This window comes from Novosphingobium arvoryzae (assembly GCF_014652615.1).
Lineage (GTDB): Bacteria > Pseudomonadota > Alphaproteobacteria > Sphingomonadales > Sphingomonadaceae > Novosphingobium > Novosphingobium arvoryzae.
This window is the reverse complement of the sequence record NZ_BMZD01000004.1, coordinates 244,992-263,351: the sequence shown is the minus strand read 5'-3', so window position 1 is coordinate 263,351 and position 18,360 is coordinate 244,992. Positions and strand designations below refer to the sequence as shown.

The 18,360-nt window shown below is 67.0% G+C and carries 19 protein-coding genes; 10 read left to right on the top strand and 9 right to left on the bottom strand.

The features are described from left to right. Positions 1–52: 52 nt before the first annotated feature. Genes IE113_RS10665 through IE113_RS10640 form a run of 6 tightly spaced genes read right to left on the bottom strand, consistent with a single transcriptional unit; the run spans position 53 to position 3,762 of the window. Positions 53–367, bottom strand: coding sequence for a hypothetical protein (locus IE113_RS10665; RefSeq protein ID WP_189541235.1), 315 nt, complete (start codon positions 365–367; stop codon positions 53–55). After that, positions 367–1,854 carry an NAD(P)(+) transhydrogenase (Re/Si-specific) subunit beta gene (locus tag IE113_RS10660; protein ID WP_189541233.1) on the bottom strand — a complete coding sequence of 496 codons (1,488 nt, stop codon included), beginning with the start codon at positions 1,852–1,854 and terminating at the stop codon, positions 367–369. The genes IE113_RS10665 and IE113_RS10660 overlap by 1 nt, the downstream gene beginning before the upstream one ends. Continuing rightward, a complete protein-coding gene (locus tag IE113_RS10655) occupies positions 1,854–2,138 on the bottom strand; it encodes an NAD(P) transhydrogenase subunit alpha part 2 (protein WP_189541231.1) in 285 nt (94 codons plus the stop codon). Before IE113_RS10655 ends, IE113_RS10660 begins: the two co-directional genes overlap by 1 nt. Next, on the bottom strand, positions 2,139–2,507 hold the full coding sequence (locus IE113_RS10650) for a hypothetical protein (protein WP_189541229.1): 369 nt from the start codon (positions 2,505–2,507) through the stop codon (positions 2,139–2,141). Beyond that, positions 2,504–3,619, bottom strand: a complete 1,116-nt coding sequence (locus IE113_RS10645; RefSeq protein ID WP_189541227.1) for an NAD(P) transhydrogenase subunit alpha — start codon at positions 3,617–3,619, stop codon at positions 2,504–2,506. The genes IE113_RS10650 and IE113_RS10645 overlap by 4 nt, the downstream gene beginning before the upstream one ends. Before the next feature lie 20 nt (positions 3,620–3,639). Continuing rightward, entirely contained in the window at positions 3,640–3,762 is a 123-nt protein-coding gene (locus tag IE113_RS10640; RefSeq protein WP_189541225.1) for an aa3-type cytochrome c oxidase subunit IV, read from the bottom strand. Between the two features lie 176 nt (positions 3,763–3,938). Between IE113_RS10640 and IE113_RS10635 the strand changes: the two genes are divergently transcribed. The 4 genes from IE113_RS10635 (at position 3,939) to IE113_RS10620 (ending at position 10,369) form a co-directional block, all read left to right on the top strand. Further along, positions 3,939–5,360, top strand: coding sequence for a sigma-54-dependent transcriptional regulator (locus IE113_RS10635; protein ID WP_189541223.1), 1,422 nt, complete (start codon positions 3,939–3,941; stop codon positions 5,358–5,360). A gap of 70 nt (positions 5,361–5,430) precedes the next feature. Then, on the top strand, positions 5,431–8,256 hold the full coding sequence (locus IE113_RS10630) for a DUF2339 domain-containing protein (RefSeq protein ID WP_189541221.1): 2,826 nt from the start codon (positions 5,431–5,433) through the stop codon (positions 8,254–8,256). Beyond that, positions 8,253–9,593: a DUF3999 family protein gene (locus IE113_RS10625; protein ID WP_189541219.1), complete on the top strand. Its 1,341-nt coding sequence runs from the start codon at positions 8,253–8,255 to the stop codon at positions 9,591–9,593. Before IE113_RS10630 ends, IE113_RS10625 begins: the two co-directional genes overlap by 4 nt. Continuing rightward, a complete protein-coding gene (locus tag IE113_RS10620; protein WP_189541217.1) occupies positions 9,590–10,369 on the top strand; it encodes an SDR family oxidoreductase in 780 nt (259 codons plus the stop codon). The genes IE113_RS10625 and IE113_RS10620 overlap by 4 nt, the downstream gene beginning before the upstream one ends. Here IE113_RS10620 and folP read toward each other — a convergent pair. The 3 genes from folP to rnhB all read right to left on the bottom strand — a co-directional run bounded on the left by folP (position 10,366) and on the right by rnhB (position 13,673). Continuing rightward, positions 10,366–11,469, bottom strand: coding sequence for a dihydropteroate synthase (folP, locus tag IE113_RS10615; protein WP_189541215.1), 1,104 nt, complete (start codon positions 11,467–11,469; stop codon positions 10,366–10,368). The genes IE113_RS10620 and folP overlap by 4 nt on opposite strands. A 61-nt stretch (positions 11,470–11,530) precedes the next feature. Then, entirely contained in the window at positions 11,531–12,664 is a 1,134-nt protein-coding gene (locus IE113_RS10610) for a site-specific DNA-methyltransferase (RefSeq protein WP_189541213.1), read from the bottom strand. 373 nt (positions 12,665–13,037) lie between these two features. Further along, the gene (gene rnhB, locus IE113_RS10605; RefSeq protein WP_189541210.1) at positions 13,038–13,673 is read right to left on the bottom strand and encodes a ribonuclease HII; all 636 of its coding nucleotides are present in this window, start codon (positions 13,671–13,673) and stop codon (positions 13,038–13,040) included. Here rnhB and IE113_RS10600 point away from each other — a divergent pair. The 6 genes from IE113_RS10600 (at position 13,672) to IE113_RS10575 (ending at position 18,359) form a co-directional block, all read left to right on the top strand. Further along, a complete protein-coding gene (locus IE113_RS10600) occupies positions 13,672–14,829 on the top strand; it encodes a PQQ-dependent sugar dehydrogenase (RefSeq protein WP_189541208.1) in 1,158 nt (385 codons plus the stop codon). The two genes, rnhB and IE113_RS10600, sit on opposite strands and share 2 nt — an antisense overlap. 44 nt (positions 14,830–14,873) lie before the next feature. Beyond that, on the top strand, positions 14,874–15,389 hold the full coding sequence (locus IE113_RS10595) for a GNAT family N-acetyltransferase (protein ID WP_189541206.1): 516 nt from the start codon (positions 14,874–14,876) through the stop codon (positions 15,387–15,389). Between the two features lie 23 nt (positions 15,390–15,412). Further along, the gene (locus IE113_RS10590; RefSeq protein WP_189541204.1) at positions 15,413–15,955 is read left to right on the top strand and encodes a DUF1285 domain-containing protein; all 543 of its coding nucleotides are present in this window, start codon (positions 15,413–15,415) and stop codon (positions 15,953–15,955) included. After that, positions 15,952–16,539 (top strand): CoA pyrophosphatase, encoded by a 588-nt coding sequence (locus IE113_RS10585; RefSeq protein WP_189541202.1) that lies wholly within the window; start codon positions 15,952–15,954, stop codon positions 16,537–16,539. The genes IE113_RS10590 and IE113_RS10585 overlap by 4 nt, the downstream gene beginning before the upstream one ends. After that, complete coding sequence (locus IE113_RS10580) at positions 16,532–17,692, top strand: CCA tRNA nucleotidyltransferase (RefSeq protein WP_189541201.1); 1,161 nt, start codon at positions 16,532–16,534, stop codon at positions 17,690–17,692. Before IE113_RS10585 ends, IE113_RS10580 begins: the two co-directional genes overlap by 8 nt. A gap of 154 nt (positions 17,693–17,846) precedes the next feature. Continuing rightward, positions 17,847–18,359: a hypothetical protein gene (locus IE113_RS10575; protein WP_189541199.1), complete on the top strand. Its 513-nt coding sequence runs from the start codon at positions 17,847–17,849 to the stop codon at positions 18,357–18,359. Position 18,360: the final 1 nt, after the last annotated feature.

Below are 18,360 nucleotides of genomic sequence, written 5' to 3'. Positions count from 1 at the left end.
GACTTACAGCGGTGTAAGTCAATTCCCAGTTCTTCCCCCAAGGGGAGGAAGGCTAACGCTTTTCGCGTGCGAGACCGGTGGCGCAAAGCGCGGCGCTGCTGGCGGTCACTTCGATCGCCTCGGTATCGCCAACCCGGCGCACGGCGGCAACGTAGTCCATCAGCCCGCGCTTTTCGCCTTTCAGCTGCTTGAGCTTTTGCAGCTGGCCCAGCGTCAACCGGTCGGTCATCCGCTCTGCCATGCAGGCCGAATTGGCTTCCGACAGGCCGGCGTCCATCATCGCGCTCTTCACCTGGCCATAGGCCAACTTGGAGGGCGAACAGGCCGCCAGCGCACCAAGCGCCAGCACGATGGCAATTGTGCGCATCAGTGCGCCAGCCCCTTGTTGATATCCTCGACCATCTTCTTCGCGTCGGCCAGCAGCATCAGGGTCTGGTCCATGTAGAACACGTCGTTGTCGACGCCCGCATAGCCCACGCCGCCCATGCTGCGCTTGATGAAGAACACCTGCTTGGCCTTGTCGACGTCAAACACCGGCATCCCATAGATCGGGCTGGACTTGTCGGTCTTCGCCGCCGGATTGACCACGTCGTTGGCACCGATGATGAAGGCAACGTCGGCGGTGGCGAATTCGCTGTTGATGTCTTCCAGCTCGAACACTTCGTCATAGGGGACGTTGGCTTCGGCCAGCAGCACGTTCATGTGCCCCGGCATGCGGCCCGCGACGGGGTGGATCGCGTATTTCACTTCCACGCCCCTGGCCTTCAGCAGATCACCCATTTCGCGCAGCGCGTGCTGGGCTTGGCTAACGGCCATGCCATAGCCAGGAATGATGATGACCTTCTCGGCCTCGCCCAGCATATAGGCCGCGTCTTCGGCGCTGCCGCGCTTCCACGGGCGCTGTTCCTTCGCCGCGCCGCCGCCAGCTGCCGCTTCGGCCCCGAACCCGCCCGCGATAACCGACAGGAAGCCCCGGTTCATCGCCTTGCACATGATGTAGGACAGGATCGCCCCGGACGAGCCGACCAGCGCGCCGGTGATGATCATCGCCGTGTTCGACAGGGTGAAGCCCATCGCCGCGGCCGCCCAGCCGGAATAGCTGTTCAGCATCGACACCACGACCGGCATGTCCGCGCCGCCGATCGGGATGATCAGCAGGAACCCGATCAGGAACGACAGCACGGTGATCGTGGCGATCACCCACAAAGACTGGTCCTGCGTGAACCACGCGGTCAGGGCGATAATGCCCGCCAGCGTGCCCAGGTTGATGACATGGCGCGCGGGCAGCAGGATCGGCGCGCCGCTCATCTTGCCGGCCAGTTTCAGGAACGCGATGACCGAGCCAGAGAACGTGATCGCACCGATGGCGATGCCCAGCCCCAGCTCGACCCGGCTGACCGCATGGATTGCTCCGTCCGCACCCACAATGCCGAAGGCTTCGGGATTGAGATAGGCCGCCCAGCCCACCAGCACGGCGGCGAGGCCGACGAGGCTGTGAAACGCGGCGACGAGCTGCGGCATGTCGGTCATCGCGATACGCTTCGCGATCACCCAGCCAATCCCCCCGCCGATGGCGATTGCCGCGACGATTTCACCCATCGTCATGAAATCCGGGCCGACATAGCTGTTGAAGGCATCACCGGGGATCATCGGCACATGGGTGACCAGCGTAGTCACCATGGCGATGGTCATGCCGATCATGCCGTAGCGGTTGCCCGCGCGGCTGGTGCCGGGGCTGGACAGCCCGCGCAGCGCCAGAATGAACAGCACGCCCGAAATCAGGTAGGCCAGCATCGCCCATGCCGGCGTGCCGCCGTGTTCACCCGCAGCGGCGGAGAGAAGCGCGAGATCCATCACTTCTTCTCCTTCTTCTTGTACATCGCCAGCATCCGGGCCGTCACGGCAAAGCCGCCGAAGATGTTGACGCTAGCCAGCACCACCGCCAGCAGCCCCAGCCACTTCGACGAGGCACTACCCGCCGCCGCGCTAGCGATCAGCGCGCCGACGACGATCACCGAGGAAATCGCGTTGGTCACCGCCATCAGCGGCGTGTGGAGCGCCGGGGTGACCGACCAGACCACGTAATAGCCCACGAAACAGGCCATGACGAAGATCGACAGGATCGAGATGAAGTCCATTCAGCGCCGCTCCGCAGTCCAGGGGAGCACGAAGCTGCGCCCCTCTGCCCAGGTTTGTCCGACCATGCGCCCGTCAACCAGGCAAGCCGAAGTGTGATAAAGTCCCTGGCCATCGGTGGTCCGGAACGCGATGCAGGTTCGGCCCTGCGCCCGCCCGGCCTTGCCCGCCAGAATTTCGCTTTGATAGAAGCTGCCCGTGACGGTGCCGTCGTCGGCAATCGTCAGGTCCATCGGCTGGGTATAGGCCGCATCCGCCAGATCGACGCGCAGGTCGACCGTCCAGCCGCCGCTGATGGCGGCGAACTTTTGCGGGGCTGCCGCCACGGGCGCATCCGCCAGCAGCAACAGCGCGGTGGCCAGCAGGCTCAACCCAGCAGCCTTTCGTTCACGACCTTGCCGCCTTGCGTCAGGCGGATCGCGTTGCCGATTTCCTCGTCCAGCACGGGCCGCCCGGCTTCCTTGTCCCAGAACGCGGACAGGAAGTTGTACAGATTACGCGCGAACAGCGCCGAGGCATCGGCGGGGAGCTTTGCGGGCGTGTTGGCATAGCCGATGATCTTCACGCCGTGCTTGACCACCAGTTCATCCGCCTTGCTGCCTTCGACGTTGCCGCCCTGCGCCACGGCCAGGTCGAAGATCACGCTGCCGGGCTTCATCGATGCGATCTGCGCGTCGGTGATCAGCCGGGGAGCAGCGCGCCCCGGAATCAGTGCGGTTGTGATGACGATGTCCTGCTTGGCGATGTGGCTGCTGACCAGTTCAGCTTGCGCCTTCTGGTATTCTTCCGACATTTCCGTGGCATACCCGCCCGCGCCCTCACCCTCGATCCCGGCGACGGTTTCGACAAAGATGGGCTTGGCTCCCAGCGAAAGGATCTGCTCCTTGGTCGCGCTACGCACGTCGGTGGCGGAAACTTGCGCCCCCAGCCGCCGGGCGGTGGCGATGGCCTGGAGGCCGGCCACGCCGACGCCCATCACGAAACACTTGGCCGCGCTGATCGTGCCGGCGGCCGTCATCATCATCGGGAACGCGCGGCCATAGGCGTTCGCCGCTTCGATCACCGCCTTGTAACCGGCCAGGTTGGACTGGCTGGACAGGATATCCATGCTCTGCGCGCGGGTGATGCGCGGCATGAATTCCATTGCCAGCGCCTCCAGGCCGGCAGCGGCATAAGCATCGACGCGGGTGCGCTGGCCAAACGGATCCAGCCCCGCAACGATCCAGGCGCCGGGCTTGACCCCGCCCAGCAGCGCCGGATCGGGCCCCTGCACGCCCAGCACGATGTCCGCGCCGCTCGCTGCATCCGCGGTCACCTCGGCCCCGGCAGCGGCAAAGTCCGCGTCGGCAATCGACGCGGTTTCACCCGCCCCGGCTTCCACCGCGACTTCAGCCCCCAGGGCCTTGAATTTCTTCACAGTTTCGGGCGTCGCCGAAACGCGGGTTTCCCCGGCTGCGCGTTCCTTAAGGACCGCGATCCGCATGGCGGCGCCCCCCTGGCCCATCAGGCGATCAGGTAAACCACCAGAACGGTGACCAGCGCCGTCAGGATCGAGCCCCACTTCACCAGACCCAGAAAGCCGGTGTATGTCGATTCGTGCGCCTTCATGTCGTTACCGGAAGCCATCTTGTTCTTTCCCCATTGATTGCCGCTTGGGCGTTCTGCGCCCCGTCTATCGCCCGTTCCCGCGCGGCTCAAGGCACAATCCCGGTCATAATGCAGGAAATCGGCTGCCTTAATCCGGTCTTTACCCAATCGCGCTATTCCCGCCCCGCACACCAAGGGGGGCCGCGGACACGACAATGGCGGAATTCGAACAGCGCCTGCTGATGCTGATCGATGATGAACCGGCTCAGAGCCGGCTGATCACCGCGCTTGCCGCGCGTGAGGGCTGGCGCACGCTGGTCGTTCGCGATTCCGAAACCGCCATCGCCACGCTGGGCACCCGCCAGGGCATGCAGCTGGACGCGATCATCCTCGATCAGTGGGTTCCCGGCGATGACGCGTGCGAATTGATCGCCGAACTGAAAAGTCGCCGCCCGGCCCTGCCGATCCTGATGCTGACGACCAGCGCATCGCCGCTGCTGGCGGTCGAAGCGATGCGGGCAGGCGCCCGCGACTATCTAATCAAGCCGGTCGCACCGGACCGGCTGATGCAGGCCCTGCGCGCGGCCACCACGCGCGAAGCCCCGCGCGACGAATTGCAGCCGCTGACCGAAAAGATGCCCTCCGCGCCGGATTTCGACGCAATGATCGGCGCGGCCCCCACGTTCCGCACCGCGCTGGCGATTGCGGCCAAGGCCGCGCGCAGCCACGCGCCGGTCCTGATCGAGGGCGAGAGCGGCACCGGCAAGGAAATGCTGATCCGGGCGATGCAGGCTGCCAGCCCCCGCGCCAAGGCGCCGTTCCGGTTGTTCAACCTGGGCGGCATTCCCGGCAATTCGATCGAGAGCGCCCTGTTCGGGCATGAAAAGGGCGCGTTCCCCGGCGCGTTCGATCGCCATGTCGGCGCGCTGCAACACGCCGATGGCGGCACGCTCGCGCTGGACGAGATTGACCGCCTGCCGCTGAGCGTGCAGCACCGCTTGCTGGAAGCGATCCAGCGCGGCGACGTACGCCCGATCGGCGCGCGGCATTCGTTCCGGGTGGATGTGCGCCTGATCGTGGCCAGCAACATTCCGCTGAAGGACATGGCCGCGGACGGCGCGTTCCTGCCCGAATTGCTGGGGGCGATCAGCGGCACGGTGGTGCAACTGCCCCCCTTGCGCGAACGCGCGGGCGATATTCCCGCGCTGGCCCGCCATTTCCTGGCGCGGATCGGTGAACAACCGGGCCTGCGGGAACTGGGCATTACCGACGGCGCGCTTTCGCTGCTGGCCGCCTATGACTGGCCGGGCAATGTGCGTCAGTTGCAGGCCACCCTGTTTCGCGCCGCCGTATTCTGCGACGGCGATGCCCTGACGGCCGATGATTTCCCGCAGTTGTCCGACCTGATCGGCAACACCAGTTCTGCCAGCCATGCCCCGTTGCAGGAAGGGGTCGGGGTGATGCTCTACACCCCCGATGGCAACTTGCGCCCGCTGGAAGAGATCGAAGCCGACGTCATCCGACTGGCCATTGGCCACTATCGCGGCCGGATGACCGAAGTGGCGCGGCGACTGGGGATCGGCCGCTCCACACTTTACCGCAAACTCAATGAGTTGGGGATGGGTGACGCGGCCTAGAGCGCGCGCCCTTTCAATTCCCGCCACTTCTGCCAGATTGCCGTCCGGTTCAATCGTTTGAGGGGCGATGATGATCTGGTGGGCCACAATCGCCGGCGTGCTGCTGGGCTTCAGCCAGTTCGACTTCGGCGGCATCGTGACCGGCGGCTTGCTGGGTGCCGCGATGGGCGCCTGGCTCAAGCATGTCGTGCAGGAAGCCATCACCCGTGAGGTTGACCGGCGCATGGCCGGACTGGAGCTTTCCGCACGGGATCCGGAACGCGCCCCCACGGCTGCGCCTCTTGCCCCATCCTCTCAGCGTTCGGCATCACCGTGGACCCAGTCGGCAGCGCCGAAGGTAGCGGAAGCTGAGGCTACCGTGCCCCGGCGCAAGCCCGCCGAAACGCCTGCGGCACAAGTGATCGCTCCGTCCGCCCCCGCCCCATCCGCCGCCCCTACCCTCCCCGTCGGCGAGCTGTTCGCCAAGGCGCAGGGCTGGCTGCTGGGCGGCAACACCATCGTCCGGGTCGGGCTGGTGATCCTGTTCGTCGGGCTGACGTTCCTGGTCCGGCTGGTCGCGAACGCCGGACTGTTCCCGATCGAGGCGCGGCTGGCGACGGTCGGCGCGATTGGCGCGGGGCTGCTGGCGTTCGGCTTCCGCAAGCGGATCGAGAAGCCCGGTTTTGGCCTCTCGCTGCAAGGGGCGGGCGTGGCGGTGATGTACCTCACCGTGTTCGCCGCCGCCCGGCTCTATGAAGTCATGCCGCCACCCGCCGCGTTCGGCTTCATGATCGTGTTTGCGGCGCTGGGCTGCGCGCTGGCGATCCTGCAGAATTCGCAGGCGATGGCGCTGGCCGCATTTCTGGGCGGCTTTGCCGTGCCGGTGCTGCTGGGCGGGGAAAGCAAGACCCCGGTGCCACTGTTCACGTATATCACCGTGCTCAACCTCGCGATCCTGGTGATCGCGTGGAAGAAAAGCTGGCGTCCGCTCAACCTGCTGGGGTTCTTTGCCACGTTCTCGCTGGCAGGGCTGTGGGGGCTGAGCAGCTATGCCGATCAACACTATCTGACGTGCCAGCTGTTCCTGGCGCTGACCATCGCGGTCTACCTGGCGATGGCGCTGCTCTATGCTCACAATACCCCCGGCAAGCTGGGCAACGCGGCGGATTCGACGCTGCTGTTCGGCCCCGCGCTGGTCGGGTTCGGATTGCAGGTCGGCCTCGTCAGGAATTTCGAATATGGCAGCGCCTTTGCCGCGCTGGCGTTCGGCGCAGCCTATCTGGGGGTCACCGCGTTTGCCCTGCACAAGCGGCGGGACGAGATGCGGCTGCTCAGCGAATGCCTGCTGGCCATCGGCGTCGGGTTCGTGACGCTGGCGATCCCGCTGGCGCTGGACGCCAAGTGGACCTCTGCCGCGTGGGCGCTGGAAGGCGCCGGGGCGTTCTGGGTCGGCGCGCGGCAGGCCCGGTGGATGCCGCGACTGTTCGGGCTGGCCCTGCAAGGGGTGGCAGCGCTGATCGTGCTGACCACGCTCGACGCCAACGTCTCGGCCTGGCCATTTGGCCACAACGGCTTCGTCGGTCCGGCAATGGTGGCCGTGCCGTTACTGCTGACCGCATGGTGGCTGCGCCAGCCCCTGCCTCACTCCGGCTCGGCGCTCGCGCTGCGCTATGCCCGGGATGAGGCGCTCCTGGGCAAGCCGTGGTTCCTCGCCGGGTTCGGCTTTGCCGCGCTGGCGCTGGTGCGAGAAGTAACACGCAAGCTGCCTGCCGCGACCAGCGCAGATTACCCGGCATTCGTCTTTGCCCCGCATGAGCAACTGCTGCTGATCCTGCTGGCGCTGCTGGGCGCGATGGCGCTGGCTGACTGGTTCGCCCGGCGCAAGGACTGGGCCGTGGCCACCTGGCCCGCGCGGCTCAGCCTGCCGCTGCTGTGGGTGTGCTTTCTGGTGTCGGTCGGGCTGGGGCGGCACGTGCTCTATCTGCCCGATCTGGCAGGCTGGCTGCTGGCGCTGGGTATCCACGCGTGGCTGCTGAAGCGGCAGGACGCGGACACCGGGCACGGCATCACGAAGATCCGTTCCACCCTTCACGCGGGCGGCGTGTGGCTGCTGGCGGCCATGCTCGCGGAAAGCCTGCAACTGGGGATCGACCGCGCGCGGTTGTGGGATACATCTTGGGCGGGAGTGATCTTCCTCGTCAGCGTCACCGCCGCGCTGTTCGCACTGACCCGTTGGGCCGGGCGCGCCGCGCCGCTGGGGCAGGCGAACGGCTTGCACTGGCCGCTGCACCCCAACGCGGCTGCCTATTGGTGGAATGCGGCGGTGCCTTTGGCCGTGCTGGCACTGGCCGGGGCCGCCTTTGCCGCCGTGCTGGCCAAAGGGGTTACCGATCCGCTGCCCTACCTGCCGCTGCTCAACCCTGTCGACCTGTCGGTCGCGCTGGCACTCGCCGCGCTGGCACTGTGGCGGCGGATGGTCGCCAGCGCCGCACATCCGCCCGCCGGGGCAGAGCCGCTGCTGAGCGAAGTGCCGGTGATCATGACCGGGCTGATCGCGTTCGGCTGGATCAACGCCATCTGGCTGCGCAGTGCGCATCACTGGCTGGAAATCCCCTGGACAGGACCAGACCTTGCCGCCAACGGCACGGTGCAGACCGGCATCTCGATCCTGTGGACGCTGCTGGCGATGGCGCTGATGCTCTACGCCAAGCGCAGCGGCGCGCGGGTGCTGTGGCTGACCGGCGCGGCGCTACTCGCGGCGGTGGTGGCCAAGCTGTTGCTGCTGGATATGTCGAAGGTCGAAGGGCTGGCGCGGATTCTTTCGTTCATGGGGGTCGGCGGACTGATGCTGGCGATCGGCTATTTCGTTCCCCTGCCCCCGCGCCAGCGTGAGGACACGAAGGAGCACACCGCATGATCCGCCGCCTGAGCATCGCTCTGCTCGCCCTGACCGCCGCAGCGTGCGATGGCGCGGAGGCGCCCGACCCAACCCGGCCCGACCAGTTCGCGGCGCGGCTGGCGGTTGAACCGGCGGCCGGCGGAACCGTGCAGCGCGTGATCCTGCCGGAACAGGCCCTTGTCGTGATCCAGCGCGCAGACCTGGGGGACGTGCGGATCTATGACGGGCGCGGCAAGCCCCTGTCGCTCGCGCTGGGCGGCGGCGCGGATGAGGAGCGCCGGTCCGTAACCCTTGGCGCGATGACGCTGCGCGGCGCGGAAGCCAGCCTCACCGCCCCCGGCGCGGCGATCCGGATCGAGGACAACGGGACGGCGCGCGTCGTCACCATCGGCGGGGCGGCGCAGGCGGAAGATGCGCTCAGCGCCAGCCTGATCGACACGCGCGCGGTGAGCGATCCGGTGGTCGGCATCGCGCTTGACGTCACGCTGGATGATCGCCGCGCCACGACTGTCCGGCTCAGTTCCAGCGCGGACCTGAAAACATGGGAGCCGCTGGCCGAACGCGTGCTGTTCAGCCCCGCCCCCGGCGCACCCAGCCTGGGCGGCAGCGTGCTGGCCCTGCCCGGCGTCAGCCTGAAGGACCGGTATTTACGGGCCGATTGGGATGCGGAGAGCGGCGCAAGCCTGCGCGGGGTCACCGTGACCACCGCGCGCACCGCGCCCTTGCCGCGCGCGGTCGTCGCCAGCCACGGGTTGAAGCTGGCGGATGAGCATCACGCCCGCTTCGACGTGCCCTTCGCCGCGCCGCTGGCCGCGCTCCGGCTGGTGCAGACCGGGCCGGACGGCGTTCTGCCGGTGGAAGTTTACGCCCGCACCAACGCCGAACAACCCTGGACCATGCTCGCCGCCGCAACCCTGCGGCAGGACAGCGCGGGCACGGTGATCGACCTGATGCAAGGGCCGTGGCGCGAATACCAGATCGTCGCGGACCGGCGCAGCGCGGGCTTTTCCGCCGCGCCGAAAGTGGAGCTGCTGCTCGACCGGGTCGAGCTCGTCGCCGCGTTCAATGCCGCCCCGCCCTATACGCTGGCCGTCGGGGCCAAGGCCGCCGCGCCGCGCTATCTCGATATCGGGGAGCTAATCCCGGAAGCACTGCGCAAGGCTGGTCCGCTGCCCGTCGCGCGGGTCGATGTTTCGGGCCAAAAGCCCGCGCCGATTGCCGTCGCGCCAGAACCAGACAGCCCGTTTGACCTGCGCAAGCTGGCGCTGTGGGGCGTGCTGCTGTTGGGCACGGCGATCCTCGCCTTCGCCGCGATCCGGCTGGCACGCGGAAGCAAGGATACGGCCGGACAATGACCCGGCTGGCTGGCAAGACCTGCGTCGTCACCGGCGGCGCGCGCGGGATCGGCAAGGCGATTTGCGCGGCCTTTGCGGCAGAAGGAGGCGATGTGGTCCTGACCGATATCGACCGCGCGGGCGGAACAGCCACAGCGGCAGAAATCGGCTGCCGGTTCCTGCCGCTCGACGTCCGCAGCGAAGCGGACTGGACCGCGCTGGCCGCTGCCGTTCCGATCGCCGACGTCGTGGTCAACAATGCCGGGATCACCGGGTTCGAGGAATCGCCCGGCCCGCACGATCCCGAACACGCCAGTCTGGCGGATTGGCGCGCGGTCCATGCCACCAACCTTGACGGCACGTTCCTGGGCTGCCGCTTTGCCATCGGCGCGATGAAAGGCAGGCGCGCAGGCGCGATCATCAACATTTCGTCCCGCTCCGGGCTGGTCGGCATTCCCGGCGCGGCGGCCTATGCCAGTTCCAAGGCGGCGGTGCGCAATCACACCAAATCGGTCGCGCTCTATTGCGCACAGCAAGGCTGGCAGATCCGCTGCAATTCCATCCATCCCGCCGCGATCCTGACCGAGATGTGGGAGCCGATGCTGGGCGATGGGCCGGACCGGGCAGAGCGGATGGCGGCATTCGTCGCCGATACCCCGCTGAAACGCTTCGGCCTGCCGCAGGAAGTCGCCGCCATCGCGGTCATGCTCGCCTCGGACGAGGCGGGATACGTGACCGGGGCGGAGTTCAATATCGACGGCGGCCTGCTGGCCGGATCGGCCGCCTCGCCGGGCTAGAGCGGCGGCAACTGGCTGAAATCGGTCAGCGCCGCATCACGCAGGCCGCGCCACACGCGCAGGGCTTGCATGGTTTCCGGCACGTCATGCACGCGCAGCAATTGCACGCCCGCGTCCATGCCTTTCAGCGCCAGCGCCACGCTGCCCGCCACGCGCTGATGCGCCGGGGCCTCGTTCGAGAGCGCGCCGATCATCCGCTTGCGGCTGGCCCCCAGCAGCAGCGGCTGGCCCAGCGCGTGGAACAGCGGCAGCGCGTTCATCAGCGCCAGGTTGTCAGCCAGCGACTTGCCAAAGCCGATGCCGGGATCGAGCACGATCCGGTCCCGCGCTATACCCGCCGCCAGCGCGGCGTCGCGCCGCGCGGCCAGCCAGTCGAACACGTCCAGCACCACATCGGCGTAATCGCCCGATCCGTGCAGATCCTCGCCTTCGCCGGGCGCATGCATCAGCACCACTGGCGCGCCGCTGCGCGCGGCAAATTCCAGGCTGCGCGGATCGTGACGCAGCGCGGAAACGTCGTTGATGATATGCGCGCCCGCCGCCAGCGCGGCCTCCATCACACCGGGGCGGCGGGTGTCGACGCTGATCGCCGCGCCCATCGCCGCCAGTCGCTCGACCGCCGGGACCACCCGCTTCAGCTCATCGCCTTCCCACACCGCCGCCGCGCCAGGACGGGTGCTTTCGCCGCCAACATCAATCAGCGCCGCGCCCGCCTCCAGCATGGCCGAGGCATGGGCGTTGGCGACCGCCGGATCGTCCATGAACTGGCCGCCATCGGAAAAACTGTCCGGCGTGACGTTGAGGATGCCCATGACCTGCGGCTGGTCCAGCCGCACCGTGCGCGCACCGCATTGCAGCGGTGCGTGGGCGCGGCGCAAGTTGTCCCACTGTTCGCGCACCGCATCGGGCAAGTCCGCCAAAGCCGCTTCCAGTTCGCGCGCACCATAGCGTTCGCGCGAAACCACTTTGCCGCCCGCGCGCCCGATCAGGGCGAACCGGCTGGCATAGACCATTCCGCCCGCCAACCGCACCGCCGCGCCCTCCTCGCTTTGCGGGGATTCAGCCAGGGCGATGGGGCGGAGGTAATAGGAAATGGTCATGGTCTGCCCATACCGCAATTTCCGTCACGCCGAACCGGTTTCGGCATGACGCTGGACCGGATCAATCCTCGGTGGCGAGCAGGTAAAGCTGGCGCAGCGCGTCAACCGGCTTGAATTCGCCCTGATGCTCGATGTGCCAGAACGTCCAGCCATTGCACGAAGGCGCGCCTTGCAGCTTGGCGCCTAGCCCATGGATCGAGCCGGTTTCTGCCCCAGCCGCCAGCGAACCATCGGCCCGCACCGTCGCGCGCATCCGGCGCTTCTTGTCCATCAACACGGTGCCCGGCGCGATCATCCCGGTTTCCACCAGCGTGCCGAACGCCACCTTGGGCGCGGCCTTGGGGCTTTGCATCGTGGTGATCGCGGATTCGTCCAGCGGCAGGGCCAGCTCGATCCGTTCCAGCGCAGCTTCGCGATAGATGCTTTCCCGCTCACAACCGATCCATTCACGGCCCAGCCGCTTGGCCACCGCGCCGGTCGTGCCGGTGCCGAAGAACGGGTCCAGCACCACGTCGCCCTTGTTGGTGGTGGCCAGCATCACGCGGTACAGCAGCGCCTCGGGCTTTTGCGTCGGGTGGACCTTGTGGCCTTCCTTCTTCAGCCGCTCCTGCCCGCCGCAGATCGGCAGCACCCAGTCCGACCGCATCTGCAATTCATCGTTCAGCGTCTTCATCGCGCGGTAGTTGAAGGTGTATTTCGCCTTCTCGCCCATCGAGCACCAGATCAGTGTCTCGTGCGCGTTGGTAAAGCGGGTGCCCTTGAAGTTCGGCATCGGGTTGGCCTTGCGCCAGACGATGTCGTTGAGGATCCAGAACCCCATGTCCTGCAACATCGCGCCGAGGCGGAAGATGTTGTGATAGCTGCCGATCACCCACAGCGAACCATTGGGCTTCAGCACGCGCCGCGCCTCGGTCAGCCATTCGCGGCTGAACTTGTCATAGGCGGCAAAGCTGTCGAACTGGTCCCAGTGATCGGTCACCGCATCGACATGGCTGCCGTCCGGACGCGACAGATCACCGCCCAGTTGCAGGTTATAGGGCGGATCGGCAAAGATCATGTCGACGCAGGCGTCAGGCAGGCTGCGCATCGCCTCGATGCAGTCACCATCGAGGATCCGGCCCAGCGGCAGATCCGGGCGCGCAACTTCCTTTACGGCGCGCAGACGCGCCTTTTCACCAACCAGCAACTGACCCATAAAACCGTATCAAACCCCCATAAGTTATCCACAGGGTGAGTCATTTGGACTCTGACGTCAAGTCGCGACTCCGCAGGAATCCTGGGGATTCGTAGGATTGAGAGGGTGTGGAAAAGCGGAACAGAACGAGTCCCGCACAGGATATGGAGTCTTGCGCGGCCAGCGGGGGTCAACATCTAGGGGGTGTGGCGCGGCGGACTCAAAGTGAAAAAATCTGTCCTGCCGCCTACCGCACATGATGCAAGGAATCCCCTTCCTGCCCCCTTCCGTCATCCCGGACTTGATCCGGGATCCCGCTTTTGGAGCCGCAAGGGAAGGTAGCGGGAGCCCGGATCAAGTCCGGGGTGACGGTTTGGGAAAACCTCAGCGCTCCCTAAATCAACACCAGTTGCGCCACCGGGGCAAAGCTGTGGCGGTGGATCGGGGTTGGGCCATGATTCCGCAGCGCAGCTAGATGTTCGGCGGTGCCGTAACCCGCATTGCGGTCCCAGCCGTAGTGCGGCCAGACTTGCGCATGGGCGCGCATCACGCGGTCGCGGTGTTCCTTGGCGAGGATCGAGGCGGCCGAAATGCAGGGCTCCAGCGCGTCGCCGCCCACGATCGCCCGCGCCGCCCAGCGCCATTCCGGCACGCGGCCCGCCGGGGTCTTGTTGCCGTCGATCAGCACTTCGTCCGGCTCTGCCCCAAGCGCCTCTACCAGCGCGCCGACCGCGCGGGTCATCGCCAGCATGGTGGCGGCAAAGATGTTGATCCGGTCGATCTCGTCCGCCTCGACCACGCCCAGCGACCAGCCGCAGCTTTGCGCAATCAGCGGTTCCAGCATGGCGCGGCGCTTGGCGGAGAGCTTCTTGGAATCGTCCAACCCATCAGGCGCGGCCACACCCAGCACGCAGGCCGCCGCAACGACCGGCCCGGCCAGCGGGCCGCGCCCCGCTTCGTCGACGCCGATCACCAATCGGTCGGACGGGTGCTTGGCAAAGGGCACGGGAACACCGATGTAGCGCGACATGACCAGACAGCTCCTCACCGCTCTTTCGCCCCTCGCCCTGTTCATCGCAAGCTGCGGCCCCTCGGTCGCTGGGGATAGCCCGCCCGCTGCCCCTGCGGAAACGTCAGCCACGTTCACGATCAGCGAAGTGGCCCGGTTCAACGAACCTTGGGCGATGGCGTTCCTGCCCGGCGGCAAGGAAGCGCTGGTGACCGAAAAGTCCGGCCAGCTGAAGCTGTGGGACGGGGCGCAAGTGCTGAACGTCGCCGGGGCTCCGGCGGTGGCCTATGCCGGTCAGGGCGGCTTGGGCGATGTGATCCTTTCCCCCGATTTTGCCAAGTCCGGCTTGGTCTATCTCAGCTGGGCCGAAGCGGGCGAAGGCGACACGCGCGGCGCGGCCGTGGGCCGGGCCAAGCTGGTGCGCGGCGGTGCCCCCCGGCTGGAAGGGCTGGAAGTGATCTGGCGGCAGGCCCCCAAGGTGACGGGCCGCGGGCATTATTCGCACCGCCTGGCGTTCTCGCCCGATGGCAAGTACCTGTTCGTGGCATCGGGCGACCGGCAGAAGATGACGCCCGCGCAGGACATGGACACCAACCTCGGCAAAGTCCTGCGCCTGCTGCCCGATGGCAAGCCCGCCCCCGGCAATCCTTTCGCGGACAAGGGCGGCGTGAATGCCGAAATCTGGTCGCTCGGCCACCGCAACATTCTGGGTCTCGCGTTCGATACCAAGGGCCAGCTGTGGGACCTGGAACACGGCCCGGCTGGCGGGGACGAGCTCAACCTGGTGAAGCCCGCGCAGAATTATGGCTGGCCGCTGGTGTCCGACGGCGATCATTACGACGGCAAGGTCATCCCCCGCCCCGCAACCCGGCCCGACTTTGCGAAGGCCGCGCTCGGCTGGACCCCGGTGATCGCGCCGGGCAACATGATCTTCTACACCGGCAAGATGTTCCCCGAATGGCGCGGACAGGCGCTGATCGCGGGGCTGGCGAAGAACACCGGCGTCGTGCGCGTGGCCGTAGAGGGCGAATCCGCCCGCGAGGTTGCCCGCCATCCGATGGACAAGCGCATCCGCGAAATCGAGCAGGCCCCGGACGGCGCGATCTGGCTGCTGGAGGACGGCAAGGACGCGCGGATGCTGCGGCTTTCCAAGCCCCCAAAGGCAGGCGCGCGGTAAAATACATCGACATTGCGGCGCGGGCGTCCTATCCGCCCGCGCCGATGACTACGCCCGCCCTCATTCCGCTCGATCAGGTCGATCCGCAATGGATCGAAGACCTGCTGGACCGCGCGTTCGAACCGGGGCGGCAACAGCGAACCGCCTACAAGGTGCGCGAGGGGATGGACTGGCTGCCCACGCTGTCCTTCGCCGCGCTTGACGCCGATGAACACCTGGTTGGCACGATCCAGTGCTGGCCGGTCGCGCTCAATACCCCGGATGGCAAGGCGCATCCGATGATCATGGTCGGCCCGGTCGCCGTGCTGCCAGAGACGCAGGGCGCGGGCTATGGCAAGGCGCTGATGACCGCCAGCCTCGCCGCGCTCAGCCCCAACGCCCCGCTACCGCAAGTGATGATCGGCGATCCGGAATACTATGGCCGGTTCTGGGGCTTCACCAACGCCTATACCGGCGGATGGAAGCTGCCCGGCCCGTTTGAGCAGCGCCGCCTGCTGGTGCGGTGCGACAATCCCGCCGTCCTCCCCCATGACGGCATTCTGGGCCCTTGGCGCGGGTGAACTGATCTGGCATCGGCACTGCGATGCCTTACGTTCCGCCGCCCGACCTTGCCACGCTGTCCCTGCCGGAAATCGCCGCGCTGGTGGCCGCGCGCAAGCTGCCGCCGGTGGAGCAATGGCAACCGCAGGCCGTCAGCGACAGCCTGATGGTCATCAAGGCCGATGGGCGCTGGTTCCACGACGGCGGGGAAATCCGCCGCCCGGCGATGGTCCGCACCTTTGCCAGCCTGCTGTGGCGCGATCAGGCCGGGCAGCACTGGCTGGTCACCCCGTTCGAGAAACAGGCCATTGCGGTAGAGGACGCCGCGTTCATCGCCACCGATGTCAGCGAACAGGACGGCGCGCTGGCGTTCCGGCTCAATACCGATGAAATCGTGCTGGCCGGGCCGGACAATCCGCTGACCGCGCGCGGCGACGCGGAAACCCCCGCGCTCTATCTGCTGGTCCGCCACGGCGTGGAAGCGCGGATCAACCGCAGCACCTGGCTGCAACTGGTCGAACTGGCGGGCGACGACTTGTGCCTGACCAGCCAGGGCGCGCGGTTTTCGCTGGTGCCGTCGGCATGAGCCTGATTGCCCGGCTCGAACGGCTCCATGCCGAGGGCCACGCCCGTGCGCTGGATGTGCGCAGCGAGGTCAACCGCCCCGACCACGAATTGCGCCCCGCCGCCGTGCTCGCCGCGATTACCGAGCGGGATGACCGCCCCGGCTTCCTGCTGATCCACCGCCCCAGCAACATGCGCTCACACCCCGGCCAGGTCGCGTTCCCCGGCGGCAAGATCGACCCCGGCGAAACGCCCGTCGAGGCCGCCTTGCGCGAAGCCTATGAGGAACTGGGCATCCACGAGCGCGACGTGACCGTAATCGGCCCCAGCGACGTCTATCGCACCGGCAGTGGCTATGCGATCACGCCGGTCATCGCGGTGGTCCCGCCCGACATCAGGCTGAGCCCCAGCCCGACCGAAGTGGCGAAATGGTTCGAGGCGCCGGTCGACTTCGTGTTCGATCCCGCCAATCACACCCATCATTCAGCCTTCTGGCAAGGTGCGGAGCGGCGCTATATCGAGATCATGTGGCAGGAACACCGCATCTGGGGCGTCACCGCCGGGATCATCGCCAATTTGGCCCAAAGGATCGACTGGCATGGCTGAAGTGCTGAGCGCCGACTGGATGCAGCGCGAAGACCTCGCCGCGCTGATTGCCGCGCTGGGGGCGGGCAACGCGCGCTATGTTGGCGGGGCGGTGCGCGACACGCTGCTGGGCATCGCGGTCAAGGATATCGACATCGCCACGCCGCTGGTCCCCGCCGAAGTGATCGACCGGCTGAACGCCGCGCAAATCCGCAGCGTGCCGACCGGAATCGAGCACGGCACCGTCACCGCGATCCTGCCGGGCGGGCCGGTGGAAATCACCACGCTGCGGCATGACGTCTCCACCGACGGCCGCCGCGCCACCGTGGCCTTCGCGACGGAGTGGCAGGACGATGCCGCCCGCCGCGATTTCACGATCAACGCCCTCTATGCCGATCCGGCCAGCGGCGCAGTGTTTGACTGGTTCGGCGGGCTGGCCGACCTTTCCGCGCGCCGCCTGCGCTTCATCGGCGATGCCCGCCAGCGCATTCGCGAGGATCACTTGCGGATCTTGCGCTATTTCCGGTTTCAGGCGCGGTTCGGCAGCCAGCCCGCCGATACCGAAGCGGAAAGCGCCTGCACTGACCTTGCCGCCACGCTGAAGGGCTTGTCGCGTGAGCGGGTGGGGATGGAAATGCTCAACCTGCTGGGCCTGCCCGACCCCGCGCCGACCGTGCAGCGCATGGCAGAATTGGCGGTGCTGCCGGTGGTCCTGCCCGAAGCCGATCCCGCTGCGCTGGCCGCGCTGGTCGCGCAAGAAGCGCACCAAGGCATCGCCCCCGACGCGATCCGCCGCCTCGCCGCCCTGCTGCCTGCCGATCCGGCCCTGGCCGAAAAAGTCGCCAGCCGCTTCCGCCTGTCCGGCGCCCAGAAAAAACGCCTGACCCTCGCCGCCGGGCGTGGCGGTGCGGAACCGGACGCCCGCGCCCTCGCCTATCGCCTCGGCCGGGAAGGTGCGCTGGACCGCTTGCTCCTGACCGGAGCGGACACCGGGGCGCTCAACGGCTGGGACATCCCGACCTTCCCGCTAAAAGGCGGCGACATCGTCGCGCGCGGGGTTGGCGCAGGACCAGACGTCGCCCGCATTTTACGCACTGTGGAGACCCGCTGGGTAGAAGAAAGTTTCCCCGATGCCGCTCGTGTGGAGACAATTCTTTCCGAGCTGCTTACCTGAGGCGAAGGCGGCCCTTTGCGGCACAGCCTATCCGACCTGAGGCCCGGTCTACCGCCCTTTGCGTTGATCCTCCGCATCATCCACCGCAAGCAAATCCGTCCATACCACAACAACGGGAAGGACAGATTTGATGAAGTTCAGGAATGCAGTTGTCATGGGTGTCATGGCACTCGCCGGACTGTCGGTTTCCGCCCAGGCGCAGAGCATCGCCGCTGCCGGGGTGTCGGTAGGCGTCACCGTCTATGGTCCGCAAGGCAACGAAGTGGGCAAGGTCGAGCGGATCGATGGCGATATCGTCACCATCAACACCGGGAAAAACGCCGCTGCACTGAATGGCGCTTCGTTTGCCAAGGGGGCCAACGGCCCGGTGATCGGTTACACCAAGGCGCAACTGGATGAGGCCATCGAAGCCGCAAACCAGCAGGCAAAGGCCAAGCTGGATGCCGCATTGGTCGCCGGAAACGCGCTGCGCGGCGCGGACGGCGTTAGCGTCGGCACGATCAAGACCGTCAACGAGGATGGGACGATCGTGATCGACGGGTCATCTCAGACCTTTTCCCTGAACCGTGACCTGTTCAGCGCGGACGATCAGGGCCCGGTGCTTCGAATCACCAGCCAGCAACTGCAGGATGCGCTGGCGAAAACCGCCGCTGCTCCTGCCAGCTAAC

Coding starts and splice junctions, on each gene's coding strand:
- IE113_RS10610 (WP_189541213.1), bottom strand. CDS start 12,664: ATGGGTCAGTTGCTGGTTGGTGAAAAGGCGCGTCTGCGCGCCGTAAAG.
- IE113_RS10625 (WP_189541219.1), top strand. CDS start 8,253: ATGATCCGCCGCCTGAGCATCGCTCTGCTCGCCCTGACCGCCGCAGCG.
- IE113_RS10595 (WP_189541206.1), top strand. CDS start 14,874: ATGACTACGCCCGCCCTCATTCCGCTCGATCAGGTCGATCCGCAATGG.
- IE113_RS10575 (WP_189541199.1), top strand. CDS start 17,847: ATGGGTGTCATGGCACTCGCCGGACTGTCGGTTTCCGCCCAGGCGCAG.
- IE113_RS10645 (WP_189541227.1), bottom strand. CDS start 3,619: ATGCGGATCGCGGTCCTTAAGGAACGCGCAGCCGGGGAAACCCGCGTT.
- IE113_RS10665 (WP_189541235.1), bottom strand. CDS start 367: ATGCGCACAATTGCCATCGTGCTGGCGCTTGGTGCGCTGGCGGCCTGT.
- rnhB (WP_189541210.1), bottom strand. CDS start 13,673: ATGTCGCGCTACATCGGTGTTCCCGTGCCCTTTGCCAAGCACCCGTCC.
- IE113_RS10580 (WP_189541201.1), top strand. CDS start 16,532: ATGGCTGAAGTGCTGAGCGCCGACTGGATGCAGCGCGAAGACCTCGCC.
- IE113_RS10590 (WP_189541204.1), top strand. CDS start 15,413: ATGCCTTACGTTCCGCCGCCCGACCTTGCCACGCTGTCCCTGCCGGAA.
- folP (WP_189541215.1), bottom strand. CDS start 11,469: ATGACCATTTCCTATTACCTCCGCCCCATCGCCCTGGCTGAATCCCCG.
- IE113_RS10640 (WP_189541225.1), bottom strand. CDS start 3,762: ATGGCTTCCGGTAACGACATGAAGGCGCACGAATCGACATACACCGGC.
- IE113_RS10655 (WP_189541231.1), bottom strand. CDS start 2,138: ATGGACTTCATCTCGATCCTGTCGATCTTCGTCATGGCCTGTTTCGTG.
- IE113_RS10635 (WP_189541223.1), top strand. CDS start 3,939: ATGGCGGAATTCGAACAGCGCCTGCTGATGCTGATCGATGATGAACCG.
- IE113_RS10630 (WP_189541221.1), top strand. CDS start 5,431: ATGATCTGGTGGGCCACAATCGCCGGCGTGCTGCTGGGCTTCAGCCAG.
- IE113_RS10660 (WP_189541233.1), bottom strand. CDS start 1,854: ATGGATCTCGCGCTTCTCTCCGCCGCTGCGGGTGAACACGGCGGCACG.
- IE113_RS10585 (WP_189541202.1), top strand. CDS start 15,952: ATGAGCCTGATTGCCCGGCTCGAACGGCTCCATGCCGAGGGCCACGCC.
- IE113_RS10600 (WP_189541208.1), top strand. CDS start 13,672: ATGACCAGACAGCTCCTCACCGCTCTTTCGCCCCTCGCCCTGTTCATC.
- IE113_RS10620 (WP_189541217.1), top strand. CDS start 9,590: ATGACCCGGCTGGCTGGCAAGACCTGCGTCGTCACCGGCGGCGCGCGC.